Origin of the sequence: Halomonas saccharevitans (assembly GCF_900116405.1) — a bacterium.
Lineage (GTDB): Bacteria > Pseudomonadota > Gammaproteobacteria > Pseudomonadales > Halomonadaceae > Halomonas > Halomonas saccharevitans.
The window spans coordinates 1-16,223 of sequence record NZ_FPAQ01000052.1 but is presented as its reverse complement, the minus strand read 5'-3'; the positions used below and the strand labels follow the sequence as shown (position 1 = coordinate 16,223).

Genomic DNA, 16,223 nt, shown 5'->3' with positions numbered 1-16,223 from the left:
TGCACTATCTGGATGGCCAGTGGCAGCGCCTGACACGCTTCCTCGATGACGGACTGATCCCGCTGGACAACAACGCAGCGGAAAATGCGATTCGCCCCTTTGTAGTCGGTCGAAAAAACTGGCTCTTCAGTCAAACGCCGAGCGGCGCCCAGGCCAGCGCGGCGATCTACAGTCTGATTGAGACGGCCAAGGCCAACGGCCTCTCGCCCTACGAATACCTGCAGTTCGTGTTCGAGACTCTGCCAACTCTCGGTGAGGGTGAGGATCTCGACACACTGCTTCCCTGGCGCTGGAAAGAGACTCTACCGGTCTGACTCACGCCGCAACAGGTGGGGTTTGTGGACCGCTTACTGATCGCCGCCGGAGCGCAGGAACCGGAGTGTAGCTCGCTACATGAGGATTCCGAGCACCGCCGGCGGTCAGGGCTTTTCACAAAGAGCCGGAGCGCAGCAATGAATCAGGGTTTCCTCAGCGCTCGATCGCCAGCGCGACGCCTTGCCCGCCGCCAATGCATAGCGTCGCCAGACCCTTCTTGGCATCCCGGGCGATCATCTCGTGCACCAGGGTCACCAGGATGCGGCAGCCGGAAGCGCCGATGGGGTGGCCGATGGCGATGGCGCCGCCGTTGACGTTGACCTTGTCGGTATCCCAGCCGAGCTCCTTGTTGACCGAGAGCGCCTGGGCGGCGAAGGCCTCGTTGGCCTCGACCAGATCCAGGTCATCGATGCTCCAGCCGGCCTTCTCCAGGCAGCGACGGGTCGCCGGGGCCGGGCCGATGCCCATGATGGACGGATCGACGCCGGCGTTGGAGTAGGCGGCGATGCGCGCCAGCGGCTCGAGGCCCAGCGCCTTGGCCTTCTCGGCGGAGCAGAGCATGACCACGGCGGCGCCATCGTTGATGGAGGAGGCGTTGCCGGCGGTGACGCTGCCGTCCTTCTTGAAGGCGGGGCGCATGCCGGAAAGCTTCTCGGCGGTCACGTCGCGCGGGCCCTCGTCGGTGTCGAAGACCACCGGGTCGCCCTTGCGCTGGGGGATCTCGACCGGGACGATCTGGCCCTTGAACTTGCCCTCGCGGATGGCCGCGGCGGCCTTCTGCTGGGAAGCGGCGGCGAACTCGTCCATCGCCTCGCGGGTGATGCCGTACTTGTCGGCCAGGTTTTCGGCCGTGATGCCCATGTGGTAGTTGTTGAAGGCGTCCCACAGGCCGTCGTGGACCATGCTGTCGACGGCCTTCCAGTCGCCCATGCGCTGGCCGGTACGCGAATTGGGCAGCACGTGCGGCGAGGCGGACATGTTCTCCTGGCCGCCGGCGATGATCAGCTCGGCATCGCCGCAGCGGATCGCCTGGGTCGCCAGGTGCAGGGCCTTGAGGCCGGAGCCGCAGACCTTGTTGATGGTCATGGCGGGCACCGCGTCCGGCAGGCCGGCCTTGATGCTCGCCTGGCGGGCGGGGTTCTGGCCGACGCCAGCGGTCAACACCTGACCGAGCAGGACCTCATCCACCTGGTCGCCGGCGACGCCGGTGGAGGCCAGGATGTCCTTGATGACATGCGCGCCCAGGTCGCTGGCGGAAATGCCGGCCAGGGAGCCGCCGAAGGTGCCGACGGCGGTACGGCGTGCGGCAACGATCACCACGTCTTGCATGCGGGATACTCCTGAAGATAGGTAGCGGACTGGCGGCCGTGTCTGGGGGACACCCTGCACGAGATGACGTCTCAGACAGAGCCGGGTCTCTCAGCATAGGGGAGTCTTGTGCGTCGCGGCAATGCTTCCATGGCCGTAGGGGGCGTCGCGGCGCCTGCATCGCGAGGAGATCGGAGGGCGAGAGCGTTACGCGGAGGGCGGCACGGGAAGAGCTCGGCGTGGAAGGCCTGGGGAAAAGCTCGGGCGGAAGGCACGGGGAGGAAGCGGGGCACCCCGGGGATGGGGTGCCCGCGGGGCGTCAGGCCAGCTGTACGGGAATGGCGTTGCTGGTATGGCTGATGACGTTGCCTTCCTTGAGATAGACCAGCGCTGGCTGATGGGCGTCGAGCTCCGTCTCGCTGTAGTGGGCGTAGCTGCAGATGATCACGCGCTGCCCTTCGCTGGCGAGGTGGGCGGCTGCGCCGTTCACCGAGATGATCCGCGAGCCTTCCTCGGCGCGAATGGCGTAGGTGGTGAAGCGCTGGCCGTTCTCGACGTTGTAGATCTGGATCTGTTCGTTCTCGCGGATGCCGGACATGTCCAGCAGCTCACCGTCGATGGCGCAGGAGCCTTCGTAGTTGAGCACGGCATGGGTGACGCGGGCCATGTGCAGCTTGGCCTTGAGCATGATGGTCTGCATGGGACAAGGGTTCCTCTGGTCGCGATGCCGCGCGGTCAGCGCGGCAGGGTCAGGCTCAGGTTATCGATCAGTCGGGTCGGGCCCAGGCGGGCCGCGGCGAGCAGCACGGCCTCGCGCGTCGTCGCCTCGACCGGGCCCAGGTCGGCGGCGCGCAGCTCCAGGTAGTCCGGCGCGAAGCCGGCGTCCTTCAGCCTGGCGAGGCCATCGTTCAGGGTCTCGTGCGGGGCGGCGCCGTTCTCCAGCGCCTCGCGCAGTGCGCCCAGGGTCGCATAGAGGGTCGGGGCGACGCTGCGCTGTGCGCCATCCAGGTAGCCGTTGCGCGAGGAGAGCGCGAGGCCGTCCTCGGCGCGCACGATCGGCACGCCGATGATCTCCACCGGCAGGTGCAGATCGGCCACCAGGCGGCGGATCACCGCCAGCTGCTGGTAGTCCTTCTCGCCGAAGCAGGCCACGTCGGGCTGCGCCAGCTGGAAGAGCATGGTGACCACGGTGGCGACCCCGTCGAAGTGGCCGGGGCGGTCACCGCCGCACAGGCCCTCGCTGACCTCGGGGACGCAGACCCGGGTCTGGGCGTTGAGCCCGCGGGGGTAGAGGGTGGTGGTCTCGGGGGCGAACAGCAGGTCGCAGCCGGCCGCCTGGAGCTTCGCCTGGTCTTCGGCGAGGGTGCGCGGGTAGGCGTCGAGATCCTCGCCGGGGCCGAACTGCAGCGGATTGACGAAGATGGTCGCCACCACTATGTCGCCCCGGCGGCGGGCTTCCGCCACCAGCGCCAGGTGGCCCTCGTGGAGGTTGCCCATGGTCGGTACCAGGGCGATGCGCTGGCCGCGTCGACGGGCCTCGTCGAGCGTCTCGCGCAGGGGGGCAATCTCGTGCAGGGTGCGCATCGTCTAGGGCTCCCGGAATAAAGACTTAGAAGCAGTGCACTTCGGCGGGGAAGCGGCGGGCCTTGACGTCCTCGTGGTAGTGACGGAAGGCGCCCTGGATGTCGTCGGCATCCACCATGAAGTTCTTGACGAAGCGCGGCGTGCGGCCGTGGGTCACGCCCAGCACATCGTGCATCACGAGAATCTGGCCGTCGGTATCGGGGCCGGCGCCGATGCCGATCACCGGCACCTCCAGCGCTTCGCTCACTGCCCGACCCAGGCTCGCCGGCACGCACTCCAACAGGATCACCGAGGCGCCTGCCTCGACCAGGGTGCGGGCATCCTCGAGGATCCGCGTCGCCTGCTCGGACTCGCGGCCCTGCACCTTGTAGCCGCCCAGCTGGTAGACCGACTGGGGGGTCAGGCCGAGGTGGGCGCAGACCGGCACGCCGCGGCGCGTCAGCTCGCGAATGCCCTCGGCCATCCAGGCCTCGCCCTCGACCTTGACCAGCTCGGCGCCGGCGCGCATCAGGGCGCCGGCATCCTGGAGCAGGCGCTCGGTGCTGGAGTTGCTCATGAAGGGCAGGTCGACCATCAGCAGGCTCTTGCCCTTGCCGCGCGCCACGCAGCGGGTGTGGTAGCAGACCTCGTCGAGGGTCACCGGCAGGGTGCTGGCATGCCCCTGCAGGACCATGCCCAGCGAATCGCCCACCAGCAGCACCTCGATGCCGGCCTCGCCGGCCGCCCGTGCGAAGGAGGCGTCGTAGGCGGTCAGGCAGCTGAAGGGCTCACCGGCGCGCTTGAGGGCCGACAGCGTGCTCAGGGTGACGGTTTTCATGGCGTGCTCTCATCGTCTGGTCGGGGGGAGGCCTCTGGCGGACCGTCCTCGGTGTAACCCGCGATTGTTACCCGAATCATGCCGGGGTGTCGATAGGTAACAGTGTGGGGCCATCATCCGCCGGTCGGTAACACCGGCGCCAGGTCCTGGGATTCGAGCTCGGCCGCGAGGCGGGCCAGCGGCGTGCCGTCGAGCGCGAGGCTCGGGGCCAGCTCGACCAGTGGCACCAGCACGAAGGCGCGCCGGGCCATCTCCGGATGGGGCAGGGTGAGGCGCGGCAGCGTTAGCCGGCGGTCATCATATAGAAGTAGGTCCAGGTCCAGGGTGCGGGGTCCCCAGCGGCGACCGCGCACCCGGCCATGGCGCTGTTCGAGGGCCTGCAGCTGATCGAGCAGGGCAAGCGGCGAGAGCCGCGTCACCAGATGCGCCACGGCGTTGACGTAGTCGGGCTGGTCGGCAGGCCCCATCGGACGGCTGGCGTAGAGCCTCGAGGCGGCGACGCGGCGCGTCAGCGGCAGACGCTCGAGTTCATCGAGGGCGCGCGCAACATGCTCGCGCGGGCCATCGAGGTTGCTGCCCAGGCCGATCCAGGCGTGATGCCCGGTATTAGGCTCGCCACTCATGTCATGCGTCGCTCGCGGGGCCCCGCGGCTTGCGGCGCCGCCGGCGGCGCTTGCGCGGCGCTCCGCTGCCGGCCGGGTCGGCGCCGACCTTGCTCAGCAGGCGGCGCTGCTCGTGCTCGTCGGCATGCTGGAAGGCGGTCCACCAGTCGCCTAGGCCCGGGTCGAGCTCGCCGGCCTCCTCGCGCAGCAGCAGGAAGTCGTAGGCGGCCCGGAAGCGCGGATGCTCGCGGGTCTGGAAGACGCGCTTGCCGCGGCGCAGCGGCAGCCGCTGCTGCAGATCCCAGATGTCGCGCATCGGCAGGCTGAAGCGCTTGGGAATCGAGATGTGCTGGAGCTGGCGCGACACCACCTGCTGGGAGGCCGTCTGGAGCGCGGGGATCGCCGGCATGCCCTCGGCCTCGAGGATCGCCTGACGCTGCTGGACGGGCGCCCAGAGCAGGGCGGCGAACAGGAAGGCCGGCGTTACCGGGCGCTCCTCGCGGATGCGGCGATCGGTGCTCGAAAGCGCCTGCTCGACCAGGCGCTCGGCCCAGGGCTGCTCCTCCATGGCCTCGTCGGCCTCGGGGAAGAGCATGGCGAACAGACCGTAGCGGCGCAGCAGCTGGAAGGTGACGACCCCGTGGCCGGCCATGAACAGTTTGAGGATCTCGTCGAACAGCCGGGCCGGCGGAATCTGCAGCAGCAGCGGTGCGGCCTCGGCGATGGGCGCTTCGGTGGCCGGATCGAGGTGGAAGTCGAGCTTCGCGGCGAAGCGCACCGCGCGCAGCATCCTCACCGGGTCCTCGCGATAGCGCGTCGCCGGGTCGCCGATCAGCCGCAGGGTGCGGGCCTCGATGTCCTTGACGCCATCGGCGAAGTCGTGGATCGAGAAGTCGGCGATGTTGTAGTAGAGGGCGTTGACCGTGAAGTCGCGACGCAGGGCATCCTCCTCGAGGTTGCCCCAGACGTTGTCGCGCAGCAGCAGGCCATCATCCGACTGCTGGGAGATATGATCGGCATGATCGTCGTTGGGCTTGCCGCGGAAGGTGGTGACCTCGATCACCTCGCGGCCGAAGCGCACGTGCACGATGCGAAAGCGCCGGCCGATGATTCGCGAGTTGCGAAACAGCTCGCGGATCTGTTCCGGCGTCGCATCGGTGGCGACGTCGAAATCCTTGGGCATATGGCCGAGCAGCGAGTCGCGGATGCACCCGCCGACCAGGAAGGCCTGGAAACCGGCATTGTGCAGGCGGTAGAGCACCTTGATGGCGGCGTCACTGAAGTGCTGACGCGAGACCGGGTGTTCCTGACGGGGAATGATGCGAGGACCGGTGCTGCCGGCCGGCGCATCCTGAGGGCCGAACAGCGACTTGAAGTGCTGGCCCGGGCTCTGCAGAAAGCGGGTAAAACCTTTGATCATGCGGCGATATCGACTCGCGGGACGCGGAAAAGCGTTGAGTGTAGCCGACCACTGACACCTTGCAAAGCGCGGGGCGGCGATGAGCCGGCGATCGCCAGGTCATGAGGGGCGTCCAGGCGTTGCCGGACAGGGGGTGGCAGGCATGGGTCAGACATAGAAAGGGGAGGCCGGTGGCCTCCCCTGAAAAGCAGGATGCTGCGTCCGTGCAGCTGATTTTTCTTCGTGATGGCGCATCGCCCTGAATACGCACCACAGTCACCAAGGAGTGTTCAGGCAAGCGGTGTTGTTATGGTTGTTGATGCTCCTGACGGCGACCGTCTCGTATTCAAAACAATAGTCCAACCACGACGGCATGAAAGTATGCCTCCTCCCGGATTGTTGGCATTGTTGCCGGGAGTGCACCTCGCTGGCCGTTGTCATTGTTGTTGGCCGTACTTGGGTGCGTCGCGTCCTGATGGCTCCGGTGCTTCGAGCAGCTTGTTGTTGTTGAGTCTCGAAGGCCTCGCGCTGTGCCGCTGCTGTTCTTGTTGTCGGCAAGCGCCGAAGTCGTAGGGGCCCGAGTGTCTTGTTGTTGTCGGGACGGGCCCTGTCACGCCTGGTTGCCTTGTTGTTGTTGTTGGCACCGGGTGACGTCCGGATTTGTTTTTCTTGCTCTAGTAGTAGCAGGTGGCGTGCCACTGTCGAGAAAAACGTTATAAAACATGGGTGTGTGTATGGGTCGCTGGAGCCATGTTGCGACACGGCGGCCGAGTGTTACCCATCTGGCCCCGCCTTGGGGCAGTGGCTGTGTGGGAAGGTAACAAATGGTGCAGAACGTGGTCGGGAAGGGGGAAAAACGGCGCCCGCGGCGTCGGCCGCGGGCGCTTACACTATGGTCGTATGGTCAGGGGTCGTAGGGTCAGGCGGCGTCATCCCGTGTTGCGGCGCGGGCTCTTCTTGCGCGGGATGCCCAGGCGCTGGCGCCGCTCCCACAGGCACTTGCGGCTGATGCCGAGTTTCTGGGCGAGCTCGGTCTCGCTCATCTGGTCTTGGTGCTCCAGCACGAAGTGCTGGAAATAGTCCTCCAGGGAGAGGTCGTCCTCTTCACCGGGCTCCGGTTCCGCGTGGCCGGACGAGGCCGGCACCTGGCTTGCCGGCTCCAGGAGAGGCCGGGGCGCAGTGGCCAGGCCCAGGTCGTCGGGATGGATCAGGTGGCCCTCGGCGAGGATGACGCCGCGCTCCAGGGCGTTCTCCAGCTCGCGCACGTTGCCGGGCCAGGGGTAGTCGCGGATGGTTCGGCGGGCGGCCCGTGAGAGCCGTAGGCCTTCCCGCTCGTGGCGGCGACAGGCCTTCTCCAGGAGGACATCGGCGATCTGCAGGATGTCATCCTCGCGCTCGCGCAGGGAGGGCAGGTCGATCTGCATCACGTTGAGGCGATAGTAGAGGTCGAGGCGAAACTCGCCGGTCTTCGACAGGCTCTGCAGGTCGCGGTGGGTGGCGGCGATCAGGCGCACGTTCACGTGGCGGGTCTCCACCGAGCCGATCTTGCGGATCTCGCCCTCCTGCAGCACGCGCAGCAGGCGCGCCTGGGCATCGAGGGGCAGTTCGCCGATCTCGTCGAGGAACAGGGTGCCGCCATCGGCGGCCTCGACTAGCCCGGTACGTGCGGCGCTGGCGCCGGTGAAGGCGCCCTTCTCGTGGCCGAACAGCTCGGACTCGATCAGCGTCTCGGGAATGGCCGCACAGTTGACGCAGATAAGCGGTGCGCCGGCGCGCCGGCTCTGCTGGTGCAGGGCCCGAGCCACCAGCTCCTTGCCGGTGCCCGATTCGCCCTGCACCAGCACCGTGACATCGGCGGGCGCCGCCTTGCGGATGCGGGTGTAGACCACCTGCATGGCGGGGCAGTTGCCGATCATGGTCTGACGCTGGCCGTTGGGCTCGGTGATGTCGGGTGGCTCGCCCTGCTGGGTGGCCTGCTGGTGCAGGACCCGGGCCACGGTCTCGAGCAGCTCGTCGTGATCGAAGGGCTTGGCGACATAGTCCACGGCGCCCTGCTTCAAGGCCTCCACTGCCGAGCGCATGCTCGCGTAGCTGGTCATGATCAGCACCGGCACGGGGGCGGCGCGGGCGATCAGCTCGGTGCCGGGCTCGCCGGGCAGGCGCAGATCGCTGATCACCAGGTCGAATCCCTGGGGCTCGAGAGCCAGGGCCTCGGCCACCGACCCCGCCTCGCTGACCCGGTGGTCGTGCCGTTCCAGCAGCCGCCTCAGGGCGCTGCGGATGATGGCTTCGTCTTCAACGATCAGGATCCGGCTCATCGGTGGGGTCACCATGCTCTGTGTTGAGGGGCAGCCACAGGTTAATGCGGGTGCCCTGGGCCTGCCCGGGGGGCGGGGAGTCGATATCGATATGGCCGCCGTGCTCGGCGATGATGCTGTAGACCAGCGGCAGGCCAAGCCCGGTGCCCTCGCCGGGCGGCTTGGTCGTGGTGAAGGGCTCGAACAGGTGATCGCGCACGTGCTCGGCGATGCCGTGGCCCTGGTCGGTGACGGTGACGTGCAGCCACTCGCCCTGGCGGCCGGCGTCGACGATCACCTCGCCGCCGGGGACGCTGGCATCCCGGGCGTTGCCGATCAGGTTGACCAGCACCTGCAGCAGCCGCTGGGCATCGCCCTCGACCTGGAGGCCCTCGGGGCAGCGATTACGGTAGTGGATATCCTCCCCCGAGCGGGCCAGGTGGATCAAGTGCAGGGCCTCATCGGTCACCTCGGCCAGCGAGACCGCGGCGAAGGTCTGCCCCGCCACGTGGCGACCGCCGTGGGCGAAGCCGACCAGCGACTCGACGATGCGCGAGATGCGGTCGGTGAGCTGCTGGATCTGGGTCGCGGTCCCCAGCACCTCCGGGTCGTCGGTATCGTAGCGCAGGTTCTGCGCCAGCGAGGAGATGCCGGTGACGGGGTTGCCGATCTCGTGTGCCACCCCGGCCGCCAGCTGGCCGATCGAGGCGAGCCGCGCGGCGTGCACCAGTTCGTCCTCTAGCCACTTCATCTCGCTGTGATCCTCGACCAGCACCACGGTGCCGCCGCGGATATCCTCGTCGGCGGTGAGCTCGGCCTTGTGCAGGCTCAGGTGGCGGAGCGTGCCCTCCAGCGTCACCGGCTGCTTGTAGAGGTGATCGTGATGCTCGAGGAACATGCGTCCCAGCAGGTCGTTCCAGGGGGCCGGCAGGCTGTCCCGACGGGAGCCGACCACGCTGGCGCCGTCGATGCCGGTCAGCTCGGCGAGGGCGTCATTCCACATCAACAGCTCGTCATCGACGCCGAAGGCGCACAGGCCTACCGGCAGGCGAGTGAGGATGCGGCGATGATAGCGGCGCAGGCCGTCGAGTTCGCGGGCGAGGCCCGTCAGCCGGGTGCGGTAGGCCTCCAGGCGGCTCTCGACGAAGTGGATGTCATCGGTGGGCTCCTGGCCGCCGCGGCGATAGGGCAGGTGGCGGTCGACCATGTCCTGGGCCACCGACGGGCCCATCAGCCCGGAGAGGTTGGCCTGGATGCGATCGCGCAGGCGGCGCAGCGCATAGGGGCGCCCGTCCAGCGGCGACAGGCCCAGGTCGGTCAGCGCCCGGTCGACCTCGCGGCCGGCGACCTCCTCGCCGAGGGCGCGGGCCAGGTGATACTTGAACTCCTCGCCGTTGCCGGCGACCAGCGGCAGGCGCTTGGGGCGGATCACCGCGTCCACCGAGCAGGCCTCCGCCGCGGCGCGTTCGCCGTCGGAGGTGGGCGTGAGCAGCGAGACCAGGATGAAGGTGAGGATGTTGGCCGCCAGCGAGACGATCGTCACCACGTACCAGTCCGGCTGGCCGGCCAGGGCCTCGAGGCCCGGCGGCAGCAGCACCTGGGCCGGCAAGTCGGTGAGCAGCGGCACCCAGCTGCCGGCGAGCCACACCAGCACGCCGGCCGTCAGTCCGCTGACCATGCCCTTGCGGTTGGCGCCGGGCCAGTAGAGCAGCGCCAGCATGCCCGGCAGGCACTGGGCCATGCCGATGAAGGCGGCAAGCCCCAGGGTGGTGAGGTCGTGGTTCACCCCCACCAGGCGATAGAAGAGCCAGCCGGCGAAGATCACCGCGCCGATCAGCGCGCGCCGCAGCCAGCGCAGCCAGTGGTAGAGGTCCGGCTGGTCCACCGGGGGATGGGCGACCAGCACCAGGTGGTTGAGGATCATCCCCGACAGCGCCAGCGAGATGATGATCATGGTGCCGCTGGTGGCCGCGAGGCCGGCGATGAAGACCACGCCCTGCAACCACAGCGATTCCGAGAGCCCGTAGGCCAGGTAGGCGCCGCCGAGCCCCGCGGCATCGGTGCCCAGGCGCTGGGCGGCCCACAGGATCAGCGGCACCGGCAGCGCCATCAGCAGCAGGAACAGCGGCAGCGCCCAGGCGGCCTGCAGCAGGGTGCGCCGCGAGAGCGTCTCGGCGAAGGTGATGTGGAACATGTGCGGCATCAGGAAGGCCGCGGCGAAGAACAGCAGCAGCAGGGTGCGCCACTGGGCCGGATCCAGATGCTCCACCCGCGCCTGGGCCAGGCGGCCCGGGCCGTCGAGCCAGGCCTGCAGGTCCCCGGGGCCGTTGAAGACCACGAACAGCGCGAAGCCGCCCAGCGCCAGCATGGCGACCAGCTTGACCAGCGATTCCAGGGCGATGGCCGCCAGCAGGGTGTCGTGGCGGGCGTGGAGCCGAGTGTGTCGGGCGCCGAAGAGGATCGCGAACAGCGCGATCAGCGCACAGAACGCAAGCGCCAGCAGCGACGGCGAGGCGGTGCCGGTCAGCAGATGGATGGAGTCGCCCAGGGTCTGCACCTGGAGGGCCAGCAGTGGCAGCACGGAGAGCAGGCTGACCAGGGTGATCAGGGTGCCGACCCAGCGCGAGCGGAAGCGGAAGGCGAACAGGTCGGCCAGCGAGGCGAGCTGGTAGGTGCGGGTCATGCGCTGGATCGGTACCAGCAGCACCGGGGCGAGCAGGAAGGCGCCGGCCACCCCCAGGTAGTAGGCCAGGTAGCCGTAGCCGGCGCGGCCGGCCAGCTCCAGGCTGCCGTAGATCGCCCAGGCGCTGGCATAGGTGCCGAGCGCCAGGGTGTAGACCACCGGGTGGCGGGCGATACGCGTGGGAATCCAGCCGCGCTCCACCGCCAGGGCGCAGAGAAACAGCAGCAGCAGGTAGCCGCTGCCCAGTGCCAGGACGGCGCCGAGACTAGCGTTCATCGAGCTTTCTCTTCTGTTCCAGCCACAGGGTCAGGGCGATCAGCACGCCCCACACCACGAAGGGGCGATACCAGGCGATCTCGGGACTCGCCCAGCCGCTCATCAGCAGCGGCGAGAGCAGATACCCGCCGAAGACCAGGAAGAGCATGATGCGATAGACGTACACGTCGGGCTCCTCTCAGGGGGTGGTGGCGTCGGTCTGGCGATGGGGCGCGGCGCGAAGCCGGGCGACGTCCCAGTGCCTGATGCCCCACTGGAGCTGCTCGGCCACCGGGGCTGTGGCAAGCTCCCGCGGGGGCGCCTGATCCAGCGCCGCCAGGGCCGCATGCAGCAGCGGTCGCACCGCGTCATCGACCTCCGGCAGGGGCGGTGCCAGGTTCTGCTTGGAGAGTTTCTGGCCGTCGTCACCGAGGATCAGCGGCAGATGCAGGTAGCGCGGCTCAGGATAGCCCAGCGCCTGCTGCAGCTGGCGCTGCCAGGGGGTGTTGTCGAGCAGGTCGACACCGCGCACCACGTCGCTGATGCCCTGGTCGGCATCATCCACCACCACCGCGAGCTGATAGGCCCAGAGGCCGTCCTTGCGCTTCAGCACCACGTCGCCGAGCTCGGCCGGATCGAAGCGCTGTTCGCCGAACAGGCGATCCGGCCAGACTACCGGGCGCGGCCCCAGATCGCTGCGCAGTCGCCAGGCCATCGGCTTGGCGGGATCGCACACGCCGTGGCGGCACCAGCCGGGATAGACGGGGTAATCGCGCCACTGCTTGCGCGAGCAGCTGCAGGGGTAGGCGAGGCCCGCGGTCCTGAGGCGCTCGAGCGCGGCGGCGTAGGCGTCGTCGCGCTCGTGCTGCCAGCTCACCGGGCCGTCCCAGTGAAGGCCGAAGGCCTTGAGCTGGCGCAGGATGGTATCGGCGGCGCCGGCCGGGCAGCGCGGCGGGTCGATGTCCTCGATGCGCAGCCGCCACTCGCCGCCTGCGCGGCGGGCATCGAGGAAGCTCGCCAGGGCCGCCACCAGGGAGCCGAAGTGCAGCGGGCCCGAGGGGGTAGGCGCGAAGCGGCCGCGATAGCCGCTCATCGCACGACTCCCGCGTGAAGGGCCGACACGCAAACGGGCACCCTCAGGTGCCCGTCGCGGGGGGAGTTCCGAGGCATCGGCATCGCCGTCAGCCGCCCAGCTGCTTTTCCTTGAGCTCGGCCAGGGTCTTGCAGTCCACGCACAGGGTGGCGGTGGGTCGCGCCTCGAGGCGGCGGATGCCGATCTCGACGCCGCAGGCCTCGCAGAAGCCGTAATCGTCATCATCGATGTTGTCGAGGGTCTCGTTGATCTTCTTGAGCAGCTTGCGCTCGCGATCCCGCGTGCGCAGCTCCAGGTTGAAGCCCTCTTCCTGGGTGGCTCGGTCGGCCGGGTCGGCGTAGTTGTTCGCCTCTTCCTGCAGGTGGCGAACGGTGCGGTCGACCTCTTCCATGAGCTCCTGTTTCCAGCCCAGCAGGATCTTGCGGAAGTGCTCCAGCTGCTTCTCGTTCATGTACTCTTCACCCGCCGCCGGCTCGTACGGGGTGAATTTCTTGGGAGCATCCATCTTCTTTTCTGCTACTGGCATGGGTCCGCCTCGTGTCTTGAGTGACTGCTGATCAATACCTGCTGCGGGCAGGGTATTTCACGCCAAAGGGATGCTTGTTTATCGGAAAAAGACCGGCGTTGCAACCTCCGGCGGCGTCGGGACTGCTGCATCGCGCCAAAAGTCGTAACATGTCAGTTTTGACCACCGATCGTCGGCAAGATGCCCTTCGCTCTCCGGCGCGACCAGAGGAGCCATGGATGAGCTGGAATGCCCGGGTGGCGCGTATCGCCCCCTTTCGCGTGATGAGCCTGCTGGAGATCGCCCAGGCCCGGGAGGCCGCCGGTCACGACGTCATCCACCTGGAGATCGGCGAGCCCGACTTCGCCACCCCCGCGCCGGTCGTGACGGCTGGCCGCGACGCCCTGGATGCCGGCCAGACCCGCTATACGCCGGCGGCCGGCCTGCCGGCGCTGCGCGAGGCGATCGCCGGGCACTACGCCGAGCACTTCGGCGCCGCGGTCGACCCGGCGCGCATCCTGATCACGCCGGGGGCCTCCGGGGCGCTGCTGCTGGCCAGCCAGCTGCTGGCGGGCCGCGGCGACCGGGTGCTGATGGCCGACCCCAACTACCCCTGCAACCGTCACTTCATGGCCCTGGCCGGCGCCGAGGTCGATGCCGTGCCGGTGGGGCCGGAGAGCGGCTGGCAGCTCGATGCCGAGCTGGTGGCGCGCCACTGGCAGGCTGACACTCGGCTCGCCATGCTGGCCACGCCCTCCAACCCGACCGGCCATATGCTCGACGCCGGCCGGCTCGCGGCGGTGGCCGACACCGTGAAGGCGTGCGGCGGCGAGCTGCTGGTCGACGAGATCTACCAGGGGCTCTGCTATGACCTGCCGCCGCTCTCGGTGGCCGCGACCACTCCGGATGCCTTCGTGGTCAACAGCTTCTCGAAGTACTTCGGCATGACCGGCTGGCGCCTGGGCTGGCTGCTGGCCCCCGAGGCGGCGGTGGAGCCGCTCACTCGGCTGGCCCAGAACGTCTTCCTGGCCGCCTCCACCCCGGCCCAGCACGCCGCCCTGGCCGCCTTCACGCCCGAATGCCGCGAGATCCTCGAGGCGCGGCGGCTCGAGCTCGGCCGGCGCCGCGATGCCCTGCTGGCGGGGCTCTCGCGGCTGGGGCTGGCGCCGTCGCTGCCGCCCCAGGGGGCCTTCTACCTGTGGCTCGACGTCTCCCGTGTCAGCGACGACAGCGAGGCGTTCTGCCGGGCGTTGCTCGAGGAGGAGAACGTCGCCATCACCCCGGGCACCGACTTCGCCCTGGCGGGGGGCGAGCATCACGTGCGCATCGCCTTCACCACCGGCGAGGCGCGCCTCGAGGAGGCGGTGAGCCGCCTCGAGCGCTTCCTGGCGCGTCGCTGATGATCTATCCGACTCTGGTGCCCGGCACCCTGCTGCGTCGCTACAAGCGCTTCCTGGCCGACGTGCGCCTCGATGACGGCCGCGAGGTGGTGGCGCACTGTCCCAATACCGGCTCGATGCGGGCGGTGAACGTGCCGGGCTGCCGGGTGTGGCTCGCCGCCAGCGACAACCCGGCCCGCAAGCTGGCCTGGACCTGGGAACTGATCGAGCTGCCGCAATCCGACGGCAGCGTGGCGGCGACCTCGGTGCACACCGGGCGCGCCAACCGCATCGTCGAGGAGGCGCTGCACGCAGGAAGCGTAGAGGAGCTTGCGGGCTACGCGGAAATCCGCCGTGAGGTGCGCCTGGCGGCGTGGGGTGAGGGAGTGACGGCGGGCAGCGGCCATGAACGCACCCGGCTCGACTTCTGCCTCGAGGATGCGCACCGCGGCACGGCCTTCGTCGAGGTCAAGCAGGTGACGCTGAGGGAGAGCGACGGCCACGGCTACTTCCCCGACGCGGTCAGCGCGCGGGGGCGCCGCCACCTGGAGGCGCTGGCGGCGCTGGCCGAGGCGGGGCACCGGGCGGTGCTGCTGTTCTGCGTGGCTCACGAGGGCATCGAGGACGTGGCGCCGGCCGCGCACCTGGACCCCGCCTATGCCGCGACGCTTGGCGAGGTGGCCGCGCGCGGCGTGGAGGTGCTGGCACGGCGCTGCGAGTTCGTCCGCGAGGACGGCGTGCCGGTGGCGGTGTGCCTGGGGAAGGGGCTTGCGGTTTCACTCACCCGCCAGGTGGATGCGTCCGTCGTCGTCGACTGAGACGGGAATCTGGCACAGATGCTCGCCTTGGCAGGGGCCGAACACGCACTCGCCGCCCTCGGGCAGGAAGAGCGCGCCGTGCATGGCGCACTGGATCAGCTCCCCGCCGGCCTCCAGGAAGCGGTTCGGTTCGGCCTCGAGGGGCACGCCCTGGTGGGGGCAGCGGTTCTCGAAGGCGCTGACCCGGCCATGCACCCGCACCAGCAGCGCATCGCGCCCGTCGGGCAGTCGCACACCGAGCGAGCCGCTCTCCGCGAGGTCGGCGACGTGGGCGATGGGCGGTGCGGTCGTGGCCGGCTCGGCAGCGTCTTGGGTCGAGGCGCTCATCGATCGATGTAGAAGCGCTGGATGAAGCTCACCTCGGCGGGCTCGGCATTGCGGTCGTAGCGCACGCGCAGGTCGAAGCGCATCGGCTCGTCTTCGCGGATGCGAAACACCGCGACCTGGGAGGGCGTGTCGTTGATGCGCAGGCTGCGAAAGGCCAGCGGACGGCCCTCGCTGCCGTCGAGCGTGCCGCTGCGACCCTCGACCGAGGCGATGACGGGGCGGGTCGAACCGTCCTCGAGGCGCTCCATCACGCTGACATTCAGCAGCGCCATGGCCTGGCTGCGCTGGATGCCGTGCTCCCGGGCCACCGCCTCCGGCAGGAAGCTGGTGTTCACGGCGCTGTAGTGGATCTGGTAGTCCCCCACCTGTTCGAACTGCTGGGCCTGGGCGGGCAGGGCCGCCAGCAGGATCAGGCCCAGCATCAGGGCCGTCAGGCTGTGTCGCATCATCGTCGGTTCTCCCTTGGGGCTCTCGGCTCTTTCTAGGCTCTGGTACTGGTATGGATTGACCTGTCAAGGGCTCGGTTGTCTCTTCAGTGCATGCGGTTGTCCTCAATGCCTACGGGTCAGGAAGCGAGGGGCTATCAGCGACGGTGGATCTCTCTGGTATTCGTGGGTTGGGTACCGACCTGTCATCACTTCGTCGCGGAGCTACCCTGCTCTACGCTCGAGGGTCACCCTGCCCCGGAGGGCGGGAGCCTCATAGGACCGCCAGGGGTTCTCCTACCGGCCCGACGCTCCCTGACCCGCAGGCACTGGGACACTGCCGTCATGTCGTGGCCCGGCTGCCGTGTGGCTTGCCCATTGCCTCGCAGGCGAGGGCCCACAGGAAGCCGGCCAGC

The 16,223-nt window shown here is 68.8% G+C and carries 16 protein-coding genes; 3 read left to right on the top strand and 13 right to left on the bottom strand.

The window, feature by feature from the left end; all coding sequences use genetic code 11:
• A partial coding sequence (locus tag BM388_RS16255; protein WP_139233969.1) for an IS66 family transposase occupies positions 1-314 on the top strand: 314 nt, incomplete at its 5' end.
• A gap of 154 nt (positions 315-468) precedes the next feature.
• Here BM388_RS16255 and BM388_RS16250 read toward each other — a convergent pair.
• The 11 genes from BM388_RS16250 to dksA form a co-directional block, all read right to left on the bottom strand.
• A complete protein-coding gene (locus tag BM388_RS16250; protein WP_089852082.1) occupies positions 469-1,644 on the bottom strand; it encodes an acetyl-CoA C-acetyltransferase in 1,176 nt (391 codons plus the stop codon).
• A 298-nt stretch (positions 1,645-1,942) separates the two neighbouring features.
• The gene (gene panD, locus BM388_RS16245; protein ID WP_089852080.1) at positions 1,943-2,323 is read right to left on the bottom strand and encodes an aspartate 1-decarboxylase; all 381 of its coding nucleotides are present in this window, start codon (positions 2,321-2,323) and stop codon (positions 1,943-1,945) included.
• 35 nt (positions 2,324-2,358) lie between these two features.
• Positions 2,359-3,207, bottom strand: coding sequence for a pantoate--beta-alanine ligase (gene panC / locus BM388_RS16240; protein ID WP_089852078.1), 849 nt, complete (start codon positions 3,205-3,207; stop codon positions 2,359-2,361).
• 25 nt (positions 3,208-3,232) lie between these two features.
• Positions 3,233-4,024 (bottom strand): 3-methyl-2-oxobutanoate hydroxymethyltransferase, encoded by a 792-nt coding sequence (gene panB, locus BM388_RS16235; RefSeq protein ID WP_089852076.1) that lies wholly within the window; start codon positions 4,022-4,024, stop codon positions 3,233-3,235.
• Between the two features lie 113 nt (positions 4,025-4,137).
• Complete coding sequence (gene folK / locus BM388_RS16230) at positions 4,138-4,647, bottom strand: 2-amino-4-hydroxy-6-hydroxymethyldihydropteridine diphosphokinase (RefSeq protein ID WP_089852074.1); 510 nt, start codon at positions 4,645-4,647, stop codon at positions 4,138-4,140.
• Position 4,648: 1 nt separating this feature from the next.
• The gene (gene pcnB / locus BM388_RS16225) at positions 4,649-6,046 is read right to left on the bottom strand and encodes a polynucleotide adenylyltransferase PcnB (RefSeq protein ID WP_089852072.1); all 1,398 of its coding nucleotides are present in this window, start codon (positions 6,044-6,046) and stop codon (positions 4,649-4,651) included.
• A 908-nt stretch (positions 6,047-6,954) separates the two neighbouring features.
• Entirely contained in the window at positions 6,955-8,343 is a 1,389-nt protein-coding gene (locus BM388_RS16220; protein WP_089852070.1) for a sigma-54-dependent transcriptional regulator, read from the bottom strand.
• Entirely contained in the window at positions 8,321-11,281 is a 2,961-nt protein-coding gene (locus tag BM388_RS16215) for an ATP-binding protein (RefSeq protein WP_089852068.1), read from the bottom strand. Before BM388_RS16215 ends, BM388_RS16220 begins: the two co-directional genes overlap by 23 nt.
• Positions 11,271-11,447, bottom strand: a complete 177-nt coding sequence (locus BM388_RS17920) for a hypothetical protein (protein ID WP_166462108.1) — start codon at positions 11,445-11,447, stop codon at positions 11,271-11,273. Before BM388_RS17920 ends, BM388_RS16215 begins: the two co-directional genes overlap by 11 nt.
• 12 nt (positions 11,448-11,459) lie before the next feature.
• Complete coding sequence (gene gluQRS, locus BM388_RS16210) at positions 11,460-12,353, bottom strand: tRNA glutamyl-Q(34) synthetase GluQRS (RefSeq protein ID WP_089852066.1); 894 nt, start codon at positions 12,351-12,353, stop codon at positions 11,460-11,462.
• A gap of 88 nt (positions 12,354-12,441) precedes the next feature.
• Positions 12,442-12,879 carry an RNA polymerase-binding protein DksA gene (gene dksA, locus BM388_RS16205; protein WP_089852064.1) on the bottom strand — a complete coding sequence of 146 codons (438 nt, stop codon included), beginning with the start codon at positions 12,877-12,879 and terminating at the stop codon, positions 12,442-12,444.
• 218 nt (positions 12,880-13,097) lie between these two features.
• Between dksA and BM388_RS16200 the strand changes: the two genes are divergently transcribed.
• Both BM388_RS16200 and sfsA read left to right on the top strand, forming a co-directional pair.
• A complete protein-coding gene (locus BM388_RS16200) occupies positions 13,098-14,258 on the top strand; it encodes an aminotransferase class I/II-fold pyridoxal phosphate-dependent enzyme (protein ID WP_089852062.1) in 1,161 nt (386 codons plus the stop codon).
• The gene (sfsA, locus tag BM388_RS16195; RefSeq protein WP_089852060.1) at positions 14,258-15,055 is read left to right on the top strand and encodes a DNA/RNA nuclease SfsA; all 798 of its coding nucleotides are present in this window, start codon (positions 14,258-14,260) and stop codon (positions 15,053-15,055) included. Before BM388_RS16200 ends, sfsA begins: the two co-directional genes overlap by 1 nt.
• Here sfsA and BM388_RS16190 read toward each other — a convergent pair.
• Both BM388_RS16190 and BM388_RS16185 read right to left on the bottom strand, forming a co-directional pair.
• On the bottom strand, positions 15,014-15,382 hold the full coding sequence (locus BM388_RS16190; protein ID WP_089852057.1) for a Rieske (2Fe-2S) protein: 369 nt from the start codon (positions 15,380-15,382) through the stop codon (positions 15,014-15,016). The genes sfsA and BM388_RS16190 overlap by 42 nt on opposite strands.
• Positions 15,379-15,831 carry a DUF4426 domain-containing protein gene (locus BM388_RS16185; protein ID WP_089852055.1) on the bottom strand — a complete coding sequence of 151 codons (453 nt, stop codon included), beginning with the start codon at positions 15,829-15,831 and terminating at the stop codon, positions 15,379-15,381. Before BM388_RS16185 ends, BM388_RS16190 begins: the two co-directional genes overlap by 4 nt.
• Positions 15,832-16,223: the final 392 nt, after the last annotated feature.

What these genes read in the sequence shown, in the direction of transcription:
- BM388_RS16215 (WP_089852068.1), bottom strand. Translation starts at nt 11,281, where the DNA reads ATGAACGCTAGTCTCGGCGCCGTCCTGGCACTGGGCAGCGGCTACCTG.
- BM388_RS16250 (WP_089852082.1), bottom strand. Translation starts at nt 1,644, where the DNA reads ATGCAAGACGTGGTGATCGTTGCCGCACGCCGTACCGCCGTCGGCACC.
- folK (WP_089852074.1), bottom strand. Translation starts at nt 4,647, where the DNA reads ATGAGTGGCGAGCCTAATACCGGGCATCACGCCTGGATCGGCCTGGGC.
- panB (WP_089852076.1), bottom strand. Translation starts at nt 4,024, where the DNA reads ATGAAAACCGTCACCCTGAGCACGCTGTCGGCCCTCAAGCGCGCCGGT.
- pcnB (WP_089852072.1), bottom strand. Translation starts at nt 6,046, where the DNA reads ATGATCAAAGGTTTTACCCGCTTTCTGCAGAGCCCGGGCCAGCACTTC.
- BM388_RS16190 (WP_089852057.1), bottom strand. Translation starts at nt 15,382, where the DNA reads ATGAGCGCCTCGACCCAAGACGCTGCCGAGCCGGCCACGACCGCACCG.
- gluQRS (WP_089852066.1), bottom strand. Translation starts at nt 12,353, where the DNA reads ATGAGCGGCTATCGCGGCCGCTTCGCGCCTACCCCCTCGGGCCCGCTG.
- panD (WP_089852080.1), bottom strand. Translation starts at nt 2,323, where the DNA reads ATGCAGACCATCATGCTCAAGGCCAAGCTGCACATGGCCCGCGTCACC.
- dksA (WP_089852064.1), bottom strand. Translation starts at nt 12,879, where the DNA reads ATGCCAGTAGCAGAAAAGAAGATGGATGCTCCCAAGAAATTCACCCCG.
- panC (WP_089852078.1), bottom strand. Translation starts at nt 3,207, where the DNA reads ATGCGCACCCTGCACGAGATTGCCCCCCTGCGCGAGACGCTCGACGAG.
- BM388_RS16200 (WP_089852062.1), top strand. Translation starts at nt 13,098, where the DNA reads ATGAGCTGGAATGCCCGGGTGGCGCGTATCGCCCCCTTTCGCGTGATG.
- BM388_RS16220 (WP_089852070.1), bottom strand. Translation starts at nt 8,343, where the DNA reads ATGAGCCGGATCCTGATCGTTGAAGACGAAGCCATCATCCGCAGCGCC.
- BM388_RS16185 (WP_089852055.1), bottom strand. Translation starts at nt 15,831, where the DNA reads ATGATGCGACACAGCCTGACGGCCCTGATGCTGGGCCTGATCCTGCTG.
- sfsA (WP_089852060.1), top strand. Translation starts at nt 14,258, where the DNA reads ATGATCTATCCGACTCTGGTGCCCGGCACCCTGCTGCGTCGCTACAAG.